Source organism: Nonomuraea sp. NPDC050153, from assembly GCF_044460125.1.
Lineage (GTDB): Bacteria > Actinomycetota > Actinomycetes > Streptosporangiales > Streptosporangiaceae > Nonomuraea.
Genome location: NZ_JBITJQ010000002.1, coordinates 321960 through 335801, shown reverse-complemented (window position 1 = coordinate 335801; position 13842 = coordinate 321960). Strand labels below are relative to the sequence as shown.

Below are 13842 nucleotides of genomic sequence, written 5' to 3'. Positions count from 1 at the left end.
GTGAAGGCCGTACTCCCTCTCGACGACGCGGCGGCCGACCTCGCGACCGTCGGCGGCAAGGGCGCCTCGCTGGCCAGGCTGACCCGGGCGGGGCTGCCCGTTCCGGCCGGATTCCACATCACCACCGACGCCTACCGGGCGTTCGTGGCGGCCTTCCGCGACGAGATCCCGCACGCGCAGGACCCGCGGGCGCTGTTCGCCGGGCACGACCTGCCCGCCGAGATCGCCGCGGAGATCCGCCGGGCGTACGACGCGCTCGGCGACGACGTGCCGGTGGCCGTGCGCTCGTCCGCCACCGCAGAGGACCTGCCGGACATGTCGTTCGCCGGTCAGCAGGACACCTACCTCAACATCAGAGGCGACGCCCTGCTCGACGCGGTCAGGCGCTGCTGGGCCTCGCTGTGGAACCCGCGCGCCGTCGCCTACCGCGACCAGAACGGCGTCCCCCATGACGACGTGGCGCTGGCCGTGGTGGTCCAGGAGCTGGTGGACGCGGATGCGGCCGGCATCATGTTCACCGCGAACCCGGTCAGCGGAGCCCGCGACGAGACCGTCGTCAACGCCTCCTGGGGGCTCGGCGAGGCGGTCGTCGGCGGCCAGGTCACCCCCGACACGATCGTCGTGTCCGGCGGCGCCGTGACCCAGGAGCAGGTGAGCGACAAGACGGTCATGACCGTCCGCACCCCCGACGGCACGCAGGAGCGGCCCGTCCCGGACGAGCTGCGGCGCGCGGCCGTGCTCGACGCGGCGCAGGCCGTGGAGCTGGCCGCGATCGGCGCGCGCATCCAGACCCTGTACGGCACGCCGATGGACGTCGAGTGGGCCAGGCGCGACGGGGAGTTCGCCATCGTCCAGGCGCGCCCGATCACCGGCATCAAGGCGCAGGTCGAGGAGTGGAACGACAGCCTCAAGGGCGAATATCTGTGGACCGGCGGCAACCTGGGCGAGGCGATCCCCGACGTGATGACGCCGATGACGTGGTCGTTCGTGCGGCTGTTCATCCACGAGGCCATGTCCGCCTCGGCTCTGCCCGGCTTCGACCTGGTCGGCAACATCGGCGGCCGCTTCTACATGAACCTGAGCGTCGTTCACTCCATCGCCGGGGCCCTGGGCATGCGCGCCCGGCTGAGCGCGGTGGAGCAGGTCTTCGGCAAGCTGCCGCCGGGGCTCGGCGTGCCGCTGGTGCCGGTGTCGCGCTGGGAGATCATCAAGCGCGTCCTGCCCATGGCGATCGGCATCCAGCGCCGCGTGCGTACCAACCTCAAGGGCATGCGCGCGTTCCTGGCCACCTCGCAGCGGCGCTGCGAGGAGCTGCGCGCCACGATCGCCGCCACCGGGTCGGGCCCCGAGCTGGCCGGGCTGTGGGAACGCGAGATCAAGCCCCACCTGGTCACCTCCTGCCGCATGCTGGAGGCCGCCGGCCGCCAGGGCGGCGCCACCCTGGTCTGGACCCGCGACCGGCTGCGCAAGATGATGGGCGAGGTCGCCGCCGAGGCCATGCTGACCGGCGTGAACACCGAGGGCGAGCTGGCCAGCCTGGGTCCGGTGATGGGCCTGTCCAGGCTGGCGCGCGGGGAGATCACCAGGGAGGAGTTCGCCCGCGCGTACGGGCATCGCGGCCCCCACGAGTTCGAGGTGTCGATCCCGCGGCCCGGCGAGGACGACGGCTGGATCGACGCCCAGCTCGCGGGCCTGCGCGACCTGCGGGCCGACACAGAGGCGCTGCTCGCGCGGCAGCGGAAGGCCAGGGAGGAGGCCTGGGCGCGCTTCGCCTCGCGCTATCCGCGCCAGGAGGCCAAGATGCGCGCCAGGGTCCAGCGCTGGAACGCGGTCGTGCGGGACCGCGAGTCCGCGCGCTCGGAGAACATGCGGGCGTTCTGGGTGCTGCGGGCCTTCGCCGTACGGGCGGGGGAGCTGTCGGGCCAGGGCGACGACGTGTTCTTCCTCTACCTGGACGAACTGCTCGCCCTGCTGCGCGGAGACCCGTCCGCGCTGGAGCGGGTGCCGGTGCGGCGGGCCACCTACGAGCGGTACGCCGCCCTGCCGCTCTACCCCGCGCTGATCGTCGGCCACTTCGACCCCGTGCGCTGGGCCGCCGACCCCGCCCGGCGGGTCGACGTCTACGACGCGCGTGGCACGGCCGCACCGGTGAGTGACACGGTGAAGGGCTTCCCCGGCGCCCCCGGCGTCGTGGAGGGCGTCGCCCGCGTGATCTCGGGCCCCGAGGAGGGGGACCGGCTCAAGCCGGGCGAGATCCTCGTCACCACGCTCACGAACGTGGGCTGGACCCCGATGTTCCCCCGAGCGGCGGCCGTGGTGACCGACATGGGCGCACCGCTGTCGCACGCCTCGATCGTGGCGCGCGAGCTGGGCATCCCCGCCGTGGTCGGCACCGGCAACGCCACCATGCGCGTGCACGACGGCGACCGGATCAGGGTGGACGGCGAGCGGGGCACGGTCGAGTTGCTCGGGTGAAAAGTCTCCGCCAAGTCGACCGCTTCGATCGGTGGCATGGGATGACCTTGGTGCCCATGATCGAATGGTGGACTCCGGAGGACGAACGCGAGCTCGAGGTGCGCTGCGCCCGATTCAGGCTCGCCAAGCTGGCGCTCGATCGCGGCGACGCGGAACTGGACAGGGAGGATGAGGCCGATCCGGCGGCGTGACTTCGCCGAGCCGCCCCCGTCGCGCGCATGAAGGGCCGCTGAGAGCTAGCCGCCGACGTGGATGCCGGGCCGCTTGGCGGGGTCGGGCTCGCTCTTGCGGAGGATCTCGCGTACGACCGGCGCCGTGTCACCGCGGCCGAGGATGAGGTAGCGGAACAGGTGCACCAGCGGCGAGCCCTCAGCCCACGCGAAGTAGCAGTGCGGCCGCACGCCCCCGGCGTCGCGCAGCGCGAGCAGGACCGCGGCGATGGCATTGGGCGCGGCCGGGCTCTCCACCCGCAGGATGCGGTATTTGTCCACCTCCACCCCGCGCACGTGGAGCACGTCGCTGAAGCCGGACGGGTCGATGACGTCGATCTCCAGGAACAGGATGTCCGCCCGGCCAGGGACCGGGTTGACCCCGCGCTGCTCGGCCTCCTTCTCGGAGTATTCGGCCGCGTCACCCGCCTGACGGCGGTTGGCGACGATGTTGAGCGCGCCGTCGTAGTCGAGCGAGTCGCTGACGAACCGCCGCGCCGCCTCGTCGAACTCGATCCGGTCGGCCCGCAGCTCCGTCGTGCGCGAGACGCGCGAGATCAGCGAGATGGCGATGATGCCCAGGATGAACAGGGCGGAGATGGCGATGCCGTCGGGCTTCTCCCTGATGTTCTCCACCAGCGCGTACACCAGCACCAGGGTGAGCACGGAGAAGCCGGTCGTGGCGCCCCGCTGGCGGCGGCGGATGGCCGAGATCGTCACCGCGACCGCGCCGGAGACCATCATGGCCAGGATGCCCGTGGCGTACGCGCCGGCCTGGGCGTCGACGTCGGCGTCGAACGCGATGGTGAGCACCACGCAGATGCCCGTGTAGACCAGCACCACGGGCCGCACGGCGCGGCCCCAGTCGGGCGCCATGCCGTAGGAGGGCAGGTAGCGCGGCACGATGTTGATCAGGCCGGCCATCGCGGAGGCCCCGGCGAACCACAGGATGAGGATCGTGCTGACGTCGTAGACCGTGCCGAACGCCTCGCCGAGCCGCTCGTGCGCCAGGTACGCCAGCGCCCTGCCGTTGGCCTCTCCGCCGGGCCGGAACTTCTCGGCCGGGATGAGCACCGTGGTCACGAAGCTGGTCGCGATCAGGTAGACGCTCATGATGAGCGCGGCAGCGGTGAGCAGCTTGCGCGTGTTGGCGACGCGGGAGCCGAGCCGCTCCTCGGCGGTCTTGCCGCTGGCGGCCACCAGCGGCATCATGCTGACGCCCGTCTCGAACCCCGACAGGCCCAGCACGAGCAGCGGGAAGGCGAGCACGGCCGGCCCGATGAGGCCGCCGAAGCCGCCCGTGCCGCTGGTCAGCGCGTCCGTCCAGCGGGAGAGCGCGTCCGGCGCGGAGAAGACCTCGCCCAGGCCGACGGCGACGACGATCGCGTTGAGCGCCAGGAAGATCGCGACCAGCGGGATGGCCACGCCGACCGCCTCGCTGAACCCGAGCAGGAACACCCCGCCCAGCACCAGCAGCAGCACCACGGTCAGCAGGACCTCGTGGCCGTGCAGGAAGCTCGGGAAGTACGGGTTCTCCACGACGTGCACCGACGCGTCGGCCGCCGACAGCGTGATCGTGATGATCCACGACGTGGCCACGAACCCCAGCAGCACCAGCACGAACAGCTTGCCCCGCCAGAACGGCAGCAGCCGCTCCAGCATCGCCACGGAGCCCTGCCCGTGCGGGCTCTCCCGGGCCACCCGCCGGTACATCGGCAGCATGCCCAGCAGCGTCAGCGCCACGATGAGCAGCGTGGCCAGCGGCGATAACGCGCCGGCCGCCAGCGCGGCGATGGCGGGCAGGTAGGCCAGCGTCGAGAAGTAGTCGACGCCCGTCAGGCACATGACCTTCCACCAGGCCTGCGGCTCGGCGTGCGCCTCGGTCGTCTCCGGGCCCGTCGGCTGCACGCGAAGCTGCAGGAGCCAGCGCGCCAGCCCGTTGGACGGGGGTGCTGGAGGGGTCGGGCTTTCGACGACCGCGGGGATCGCGGGCCCACCGGTACCGCTCACCGGATCTTCCTCTCTCATTGAGAAACGCACACCACCCTAGGGGGTGCGGCACGCTGTCACGCGGCTGGTCCGGCGAATCTCCCCACATCCCCCGAACGCCTTCCCCTTTCTCCTGAAGGACCTCAGCCGAAGTACGGCGGGGTCGAGTAATTGGGTTGCCTCCCGCCGAAGGCCTCTGATGTGCTGACCCCGAATCAAGGACGACCAAGAGGAGCAGCGAATGCGGGCAACGTTCATGTCCCCCCGGATCGAAAGAGCCGTCTATTCGAAGGACATGACGTTCGTTGCGTATGCTCAACTTGGGGATCTTGGCGCATGTAGACGCCGGTAAGACCAGCCTGACCGAGCGGCTGCTGCACGCCGCCGGCGCCATCGACGAGATCGGCAGCGTCGATGACGGCAGTACCCAGACCGACTCACTCGCCCTGGAACGCCGGCGCGGCATCACGATCAAGTCCGCGGTCGTCTCGTTCGCCATCGGCGGGACCACGGTCAACCTGATCGACACGCCCGGCCACCCCGACTTCATCGCCGAGGTGGAGCGGGTGCTCAACGTGCTCGACGGTGCCGTGCTGGTCGTTTCGGCCGTCGAGGGGGTGCAGGCGCAGACGCGCGTGCTCATGCGCACGCTGCGCCGCCTGCGCATTCCCACGCTCGTCTTCGTGAACAAGATCGACCGCCGTGGCGCCCGTCACGACGGGCTCGTGCGGGAGATCGCGGACAGGCTCACCCCGTCGGTGGTGGCCATGGGCTCCACCGCCGGCCTGGGCACGGGCGCGGCCTCCTTCACGCCGTTCGACGGCGCGCCGGCCTTCGCGTCGCGGCTGGTGGAGGTGCTGGCCGAGCAGGACGACGCGCTGCTGGCCGCGTACGTGGCCGGCGAGGAGGTACCGTACGCCAGGCTCCGCTCCGAGCTGGCGGCGCAGACGGGGCGGGCGCTGGCGCACCCGGTGTTCTTCGGTTCGGCGATCACGGGCGCGGGTGTGGACGCGCTGATGGCCGGGATCGAGGAGCTGCTCCCCGCCGCCCAGGGCGACCCCGGGGGGCCCGTCTCGGGGACCGTCTTCAAGGTCGAGCGCGGCCGGGCGGGTGAGAAGATCGCGTACGTGCGGCTGTTCTCGGGCACGGTACGCACCCGCGACCGCCTGCGCTTCGGCGGCGACCGGGAGGCGGACGGGCGCGGCGAGGGTGCGGGCCCGGAGACGGACGGGCCTGGCGAAGGTGCGGACCGGCCTGTCGCGGGTGTGGGCCGGGAGGGGAAGGTTACGGCGATCAGCGTGTTCGACCGGGGCGGGGCGGTGCGATGCCCGTCGGCGGGCGCCGGCCGGATCGCCCGCCTCTGGGGCCTGGCCGACGTCCGGATCGGCGACGCGATCGGCCTGCCGGGCAAGGCCGGGCCGCGGGGGCACTTCGCGCCGCCGAGCCTGGAGACGGTCGTGGTACCGCGCCGCCCCGCCGACAGGGGCGCCCTCCACCTCGCGCTGGCCCAGCTCGCCGAGCAGGACCCGCTGATCGGCCTGCGCCAGGACGACCTGCGGCAGGAGGTGTCCGTCTCCCTCTACGGCGAGGTGCAGAAGGAGGTCATCCAGGCCACGCTCCTCGACGACTTCGGCCTCGACGTCGCCTTCCGCGAGACGACCACGATCTGCGTCGAACGCCCGATCGGCACCGGCGAGGCGTTCGAGCTGATCGGCACGGACTCCAACCCGTTCCTCGCGACCGTCGGGCTCCGCGTCGAGCCGAGCATGCGGCGAGCCGGCCGCGGAAGCTCGCGTGACCAGGCCGGGGCCGAAGGGAGCACGGAGTTCCGGCTGGAGGTGGAGCTGGGCTCGCTGCCGTACGCGTTCATGAGGACGATCGAGGAGACGGTCCGCGAAACGCTCCGGCAGGGCCTGCACGGCTGGCAGGTCGAGGACTGCGTGGTCACCCTGACCCACTCCGGCTACTGGGCCAGGCAGAGCCACATGGGCGGCGGGTTCGACAAGAGCATGTCCAGCACGGCCGGCGATTTCCGCAACCTCACCCCGCTGATCCTGATGACCGCGCTGAAGCGGGCCGGGACCAGGGTGCTCGAACCGGCGCACCGCTTCCGGCTCGAACTCCCCGCCGACACGCTCGGCTCGGTGCTGCCCGCGCTGGCCCGCCTGGGCGCCGTCCCCCGTACCCGGACGCCCGGCCCGGCAGGCGAGGTCGAGGTGGAGGGCGAGATCCCGGCGGCGAGTGTGCACGAGCTGGAGCAGCGGCTGCCCGGGCTGACCCGCGGCGAGGGCGTGCTGGAGTGCGCGTTCGACCGGTATCAGCCCGTACGCGGACAGGTCCCGGAACGCCCGCGCACCGACCACAACCCGCTCAACCGGAGGGAGTACCTGCTGCACGTGGTGCGCAGGGTCTAGGCGCCGTCCTTGTCGGAGTCGGCGGCGAAGACGATGGCCCCGAGGTAGCCGTCGCCCTCCTGGGTGATCTTCATGAGCATGCTGTCGTCGTAGATGTTGTCGTTGTCGTTGAACGTGTCGCGTCCCGTGTGCTCCGAGTACGGCGACTTCGCCATGACCGCGCTGTTGAGCTTCTCGTCGAACATCATCTGCGTGGTCAGCACGCGCTGGTTGCTGAAGTGGACCATGGCGTGGATGTGGATCGTCCGCCCCCGGTACCAGCCCGGCCAGATCGTGGTGAACTCCACGATGCCGTCGGCGTTGGTGACCTGGGCGCCCCGCAGATACCGCTTGTCGTCGGTGGGCGTCAGATCCGCCATGTCGCCCCCGCCGTTGCCGGATCCACCGCCGGGGCCGCCGCTCGGCGGGGCGCCGGTGGGCGCGCCGCTCGGGGGATTGCCCCCGCCGGGCGGGTTGCCGCCCCCGCCGGTCGAGGCCGACTCGGCCCCCGAGTAGAGCCCGGCCGCGTCGCAGTGCCAGATCTCCACGACCGCGTTGCCGAGCGGCTTGCACGTCTCGCTGTCCTGCACCTTGATGGCCACCCGCAGCTGCACGCCCTGCTTGTCCTCGCGGATGTCGCTGCGGACCTTGTCGGCGTCGAAGTAGTACGGGCCCTGCGTCGTGGTGCTGGTCAGCTTGCACGTGCCGGCCCCGGCGAACAGCGAGGTGAGGTCCTTGGCCGTGGTCGCGGTGGGCGTCACGCTGGCGCCCGTGGACGTCGTGACGGTCGCCGTGCCCTCTGCGCCGGAACAGGCCGCCAGCAGGCTGCCGAGCCCGAGCGAGCTGATGCCGGCGAACAGCCGTCTCCGGCTGACGCGCTGACCTTCGTGATCGTGTCCCACTTTGGTGTCCTTGTCCGGGATGCTCCGATGTTCCGGACCTCACCGTAGGACGGGACCTCTTGGGACCGCCTTTGCCGTGGATGAAGTTCTCATGAGAGCGGGACGAGGTCAGCCGCCGTCCCGATCGGAGTCGGCGGACAGGATGATCGTGCCCAGGTAGCCGTCGCCGTCCTCGACGACCCGCAACAGCATGCCGTCCCGGAAGATGTTGTCGCCGCTGTTGAAGGTGTCGCGGCCGGTGTGCGTCGCGTAGGGCGGCGTCGCCAGCACCTTGGAGTTGAGCGCCTCGTCGAACATGATCTGCGTGTTCAGCACGCGCCAGTCGCTGAAGTGGACCATGGTGTGGATGTGGACCGTGCGGCCCGGGTACCAGCCCGGCCAGTTGGTCATGAACTCCACGATGCCGTCGCCGTTGGTGACCTGCGCGCCCCGCAGGTAACGCTTCGCGTCCGACGGCTTCATGTCGCTCATGACGGCCTTGTCGGTGAAACCGCCCGGGGGAGGACCGCTGGTGGCGTCATCCTGCGACTCCTTCTCCGCTCCCGAGTAGAGCCCCGCGGCGTCGCAGTGCCAGATCTCCACGACGGCGTTGCTCATGGGCGAGCACGTCTCGCTGTCCTGCACCCTGATGCCCACCCGCAGCCGCACGCCCGGCTTGTCCTCCCGGATGTCGCTGCGGATCTTGTCGGCGTCGAAGTAGTAGGGGCCCTGCGTCGCGGCGGGGGTCAGCCCGCACACCCTCGAACGGGCGAACAGCGAGGTGAGATCTGCGGTCGGCGGCCTCGACGCCGCCCCGGCCCTGGCGCCGGGCGCCGACAGGACGGCGCCGAGCCCGAGCGAACTGATGCCGGCGATCAGCCGCCGCCGGCTGACCCGCTGACCTTCGTGATCGTGTCCCACTGGAGTTCCTTCTGGCGTTCCTGCACTCAGACGAACCTCTCATGGGAGGGCGGCCTTTCGGCGGAGGCGCGGCCCGCGATCCGCGACATTCTAGTCGAAAGCCTTTTCGGTGATATGAAACTGTAACCCACCGGCTTGCGAGCTGATCAGCGACCGTTCTTCGGGATAAGCGCAGTTGGAAGGCTATGCACACAGTTGCAGTGGCCGATTGACAGCCCCCGCCCGGTCGTTCTACTTTCCCGAAAACCTTTTAGGTTCACAGCTTCGATCCCTGTCCGTGATGTTAGCGCTAACGCAAGCAATCGCTAGATTGTAAGGGGCGAACACATGAGACGACGCTGGGCGGCGGCCCTCACCGCGGCACTCGTGCTCATCCTCGGCAACGCGACGCCCGCCAACGCGGGCGCGCCGATCACCACCTCGATCTACACGGCCGACCCGGCCGCGCTGGTCGTGGGCGACACCCTGTACCTCTACACCGGCCACGACGAGGCCCCGACCGGCGGCACGAACTTCGTCATGCGCGACTGGCACGTCTTCACCTCGACCGACGCCACCAACTTCACCGACCAGGGCGCCAAGCTCGCGATCTCGAACTTCTCCTGGGCGGGCGCCGACGCCTGGGCGGGCGAGGTCGAGCGCGGCGCCGACGGCAAGTACTACTGGTACGTCCCCGTCAACGGCAACGGCGCCGGCTGGATGGACATCGGCGTGGCCGTCGGCGACAGCCCGCTCGGCCCGTTCCGCGACGCCAAGGGCGGCCCGCTGATCAGCGACAGCACCCCCAACTCCTCGCCGCTCAACATCGACCCCACCGTCTTCACCGACGACGACGGCCAGGTCTACATGTACTGGGGCTCCTACTACGGCCTGCGCGCGGCCAGGCTCAACTCCAACATGACCTCCCTCAACGGCTCGGTCGTCACCCCGAGCGGTGTGTCGAACTTCTGGGAGGCCCCCTGGATGTTCAAGCGCAACGGCGTCTACTACCTCGCCTACTCGGCCAACGACTCGGCCTGCTCCGCGCCGGGTTACGCCTGCATCAGGTATGCCACCGCCGGCAACCCGCTCGGCCCCTGGACACACCGCGGCGTCGTGCTCGACCAGGTCAGCTCGACCACCAACCACCCGGCGATCATCGAGTACAAGGGCCAGTGGTACATGGTCTACCACAACGCCGCCGCCCCGGGCGGAGGCAACTTCCGCCGCTCGGTGACCATCGACAAGCTCTACTTCAACGCCGACGGCACCATGCAGAAGGTCGTCCAGACCGGCGGTCCCACCACCCCGGGCAACCTGGCGGCCGGCGCCACCCCGTCCACCTCGTACGTCTCGCCGTGGGAGACGCTCGGGGCGGTCAATGACGGCTACACCCCGGCGAACTCGGCCGACCACAGCCACGGCGCCTACGGCAACTGGGACCACCAGGGCACCGAGTGGGTCGAGTACCGCTGGCCGACCGCGCAGACCGTCTCCAGGTCCGAGGTGTACTGGTTCGACGACAACCTCGGGATCGACCTGCCGGCCTCGTGCCAGGTGCAGTACTGGAACGGCAGCGCGTACGTCAACGTGCCCGGCGCGTCGGGCTGCGGCGTGGCCGCCAACACCTTCAACACCACCACGTTCACGCCGGTCAGCACGACCCGGCTGCGGCTGAACATCACCTCCAAGTCCGGATTCTCGACCGGTGTGCTCGAATGGAGGGCCTTCTCATGAGGCGCGCCCTGTTAGCCCTGCTGCTCGTGGCGGGATTGGTCGTCGCCGGCGCTCCGGCGCACGCGGATCAGACCATCGGCTTCCCGACCTTCGGCGGCCCGGCCGTCCCCGCCCCGCCGGGGTCGTACACGCCGGGCAACACGATGCAGGCCATCTACGACGCCGAGAGCTCCGGCACCGACTTCTGGATGGACCGGCTGCTGTCCCGCTCGGGCAACGACCCGGCCGGCACGTGGCTCATGACGCGCGGCCGGGCGCTGTTCATGAAGACCCACACGCCCGGCACGCTCGGCTTCGCCGGGCAGGTGGCGTACTGGGAGAGCATCAACAACAACAATGCCTTCACCGTCGCCGTGACCCCCGGCACGTTCACCGAACAGGTGAACTCGCGCTGGCAGGCGCCCAGCTACTGGAAGAGCCGGCACACCAGCGGCTCGATCACGATCGACCAGACGAAGTTCATCACCGACAACAACGTGGCCGTGGCCAACCTGGCCATCACCAACGGCGGCTCCGCCTCGACGACGCTGCAGCTGCGGGCCACCTCGCCGTACGCCACCACCGGCAGCGGCAGCGAGCTGACCGGCCAGGTGAACGCCTACAACAACCTCACCACCCTCTACCCGAGGCTGACCGGTGACGGGTTCACGGTCTCCAGCGGCGGGCTGAACAGGTCCGTCACGATCGCCCCCGGGGCGACGGTGACCGCCAAGGTCGTCATGGGCTTCGTCACCAACGAGATCCCGGCCTCGCGCACCGACTACGACGCCTACGCCGGCTACACGCCCGCCACCGCGTTCGCCACGCACGTACGCGCCTACAACAAGTGGTGGGCCGACAACGTCCCCTACATCGACGTGCCCGAGCCCGGCATCAAGAAGAACATCTACTACCGCTGGTGGCTGATGCGCTTCAACAACCTGGACGCGGACATCCCCGGGCAGACCTTCCAGTTCCCCACCTCCGTCGAGGGCGCGCTGGGCTACAACAACGCGATCGCGCTGACCCAGCCCATGCACATCGACGACCTCAAGTACCTGCGTAACCCGATCTACTCGTACGGCGACTGGCTGAGCGTCGGGCAGATCTCCAAGAACGGTCGCTTCCTGGACAACCCCGGCGACCCGGAGAACTGGTCGAACAGCTACACGCAGTACATCGGCGAGGCGGCCTGGAAGAGCTACCAGATCCACGGCGGCCAGCCCGCCATCGCCGCCAACCTGGCCCGCTACGCCGAGCAGGACGTCAAGGGCCAGCTGTCGTTCTACGACACCGACAACAACAAGCTCATCGAGTACGACTGGGGCGCCCTGACCGGCAACGACGCCGACGCCGTGTCGTTCCACTGGAAGCCGGGCCGCATGGACCGGGCCGAGGCCGCCTACCAGTACAGCGGCGCGCTGGCCGCCGCGCAGGCGTACGACGCCGTCGGCAACACGGCCAAGGCCAACGAGATGCGCACCCTGGCCACGCAGATCCAGAACGCCATCGTCAACGTGCTGTGGAACCCGAGCAGGCAGCTCTTCGAGCACCGGCTGAAGTCCACCAACGAATGGGTGCCGTGGAAGGAGATCAACAACTACTACCCGTTCGCCGTCGGCGCGATCCCCAACACCTCCACCTACAAGCAGGCCCTGCGCCTCTTCGACGATCCGGCGCAGTACCCGATCTTCCCCTTCTACACCGCCAACCAGGCCGACAAGGCGGCCTCGGGCACCGGCAGCAACAACTTCTCCACGATCAACTCCACCGTGCAGTTCCGCCTGCTCTCCTCGGTTCTGCGGAACTACCCCAACGAGTGGATCGACACGACCTGGTACAAGAAGCTGCTCTACTGGAACGCCTGGGCGCAGTACATCAACGGCAACACCCAGTGGCCGGACGCCAACGAGTTCTGGGCCGACTGGAACGGCTCGTCCATCACGTACCGCTCGTGGATCCACCACAACATCCTGGGCAGCAGCAACTGGACCGTGATCGAGGACGTCGCCGGGCTGCGCCCGCGCAACGACGCCAAGGTGGAGCTCTCGCCGATCAACATCGGCTGGACCCACTTCACGGTCAACAACCTGCGCTACCGCAACGCCGACCTGACCATCGTCTGGGACGACCCGTCCGACGGCGTGGTGCGCTACCCCGGCGTGCCCGAGGGCTACTCGATCTACATCAACGGCAGCCGGGCGGCCACGGTGTCGTCGCTGGTGCCGTTCACGTGGGACCCGGCCACCGGTGACGTCACCACCAGCGGGTCCGTCACCTACCACGTGGCCGTGCCCGGGCTGCAGGCGCCCGCGCAGGTCACCCAGAACAGTCCCCGCATGGTCGACATGCTGGCCAAGGCCGGCGTCGACCTGACCGCCAACCTCACCAACCTGGCCGCCGGCGCCACCGCCACGGCCTCCACCACCGCCTCGGGCAGCAGCACCGCGGGCGCGGTGGACGGGTTCCCGATCAACGAGCCGTTCTGGGGCGGCACGACCGCCGGGCAGGACTGGTACGAGCTGAACCTGGGCTCCGCCAAGACGCTCAACGAGGTGCGGCTCTACTTCAAGGACAGCCGCCCGGCCAGCGCCACCTACCGGGCGCCGGCGTCGTACGACATCCAGTACCACAACGGCAGCGCCTGGGTCAGCGTGCCCGGCCAGGCCAAGACGCCGTCCGTGCCGCGGGCCAACTACAACGTGGTGCAGTTCTCCGCGATCACCGCGCAGCGGGTGCGGGTGCTGGCCACGGCCGCCTCCGGCGCCAGGACGGGGCTCACCGAGATCAAGGTCTTCAACCGGGGCGGGGTGCAGCAGCCCAACCCCACCAACCTGGCGTCGTCGGCCACGCCGTCGGCGTCGTACACCTCGTCGTGGGAGAGCGTGGCCGCGGTCAACGACGGGATCGACCCGCCGTCGTCCAACGACACCGTCAACCCGCGCTGGGGCTGCTGGCCGCAGACCGGGCAGCAGTGGGTGGACCTGACCTGGGGCTCGGCGCAGAACCTGAACCGCGCCGAGGTGTACTTCTTCGACGACGACCAGGGGATCGACATGCCCGCGTCGTGGAAGCTGCAGTACTGGAACGGCAGCGCGTACGTGGACGTGCCGGGCGCCTCGGCGTACACGCTGACCAAGAACGCCTACAACAGCATCACGTTCAACGCCACGAGCACGACCCGCCTGCGGGTGCTGCTCACCGGTAACGGCAGCAACTCCGTGGGCCTCCTGGAGGTCAAGGCCTACGGTCCGTGACGCCGCGTGGGGGCGCGCCTTG

The 13842-nt window shown here is 69.9% G+C and carries 8 protein-coding genes; 5 read left to right on the top strand and 3 right to left on the bottom strand.

Features of this window, described 5'->3' with window-relative positions; translation table 11 throughout:
• Together ACIBQ1_RS05780 and ACIBQ1_RS05775 are read left to right on the top strand one after the other, a co-directional pair.
• Entirely contained in the window at nt 1-2475 is a 2475-nt protein-coding gene (locus ACIBQ1_RS05780) for a PEP/pyruvate-binding domain-containing protein (protein ID WP_397274831.1), read from the top strand.
• A gap of 56 nt (nt 2476-2531) precedes the next feature.
• The gene (locus ACIBQ1_RS05775; RefSeq protein WP_397274830.1) at nt 2532-2666 is read left to right on the top strand and encodes a hypothetical protein; all 135 of its coding nucleotides are present in this window, start codon (nt 2532-2534) and stop codon (nt 2664-2666) included.
• A gap of 45 nt (nt 2667-2711) precedes the next feature.
• Here the strand turns inward: ACIBQ1_RS05775 and ACIBQ1_RS05770 are convergent, their stop codons facing one another.
• On the bottom strand, nt 2712-4694 hold the full coding sequence (locus ACIBQ1_RS05770; RefSeq protein ID WP_397274829.1) for an amino acid transporter: 1983 nt from the start codon (nt 4692-4694) through the stop codon (nt 2712-2714).
• 290 nt (nt 4695-4984) lie between these two features.
• Between ACIBQ1_RS05770 and ACIBQ1_RS05765 the strand changes: the two genes are divergently transcribed.
• Complete coding sequence (locus ACIBQ1_RS05765) at nt 4985-7087, top strand: GTP-binding protein (RefSeq protein ID WP_397274828.1); 2103 nt, start codon at nt 4985-4987, stop codon at nt 7085-7087.
• Here the strand turns inward: ACIBQ1_RS05765 and ACIBQ1_RS05760 are convergent.
• A complete protein-coding gene (locus ACIBQ1_RS05760; protein WP_397274827.1) occupies nt 7084-7968 on the bottom strand; it encodes an intradiol ring-cleavage dioxygenase in 885 nt (294 codons plus the stop codon). The two genes, ACIBQ1_RS05765 and ACIBQ1_RS05760, sit on opposite strands and share 4 nt — an antisense overlap.
• Nucleotides 7969-8076: 108 nt before the next feature.
• Nucleotides 8077-8868, bottom strand: a complete 792-nt coding sequence (locus ACIBQ1_RS05755) for an intradiol ring-cleavage dioxygenase (RefSeq protein WP_397274826.1) — start codon at nt 8866-8868, stop codon at nt 8077-8079.
• A 327-nt stretch (nt 8869-9195) separates the two neighbouring features.
• Here ACIBQ1_RS05755 and ACIBQ1_RS05750 point away from each other — a divergent pair, with 327 nt between their 5' ends.
• Both ACIBQ1_RS05750 and ACIBQ1_RS05745 read left to right on the top strand, forming a co-directional pair.
• Nucleotides 9196-10584 carry a glycoside hydrolase family 43 protein gene (locus tag ACIBQ1_RS05750; protein WP_397274825.1) on the top strand — a complete coding sequence of 463 codons (1389 nt, stop codon included), beginning with the start codon at nt 9196-9198 and terminating at the stop codon, nt 10582-10584.
• Nucleotides 10581-13820 (top strand): MGH1-like glycoside hydrolase domain-containing protein, encoded by a 3240-nt coding sequence (locus ACIBQ1_RS05745; RefSeq protein WP_397274824.1) that lies wholly within the window; start codon nt 10581-10583, stop codon nt 13818-13820. Before ACIBQ1_RS05750 ends, ACIBQ1_RS05745 begins: the two co-directional genes overlap by 4 nt.
• Nucleotides 13821-13842 lie beyond the last annotated feature (22 nt).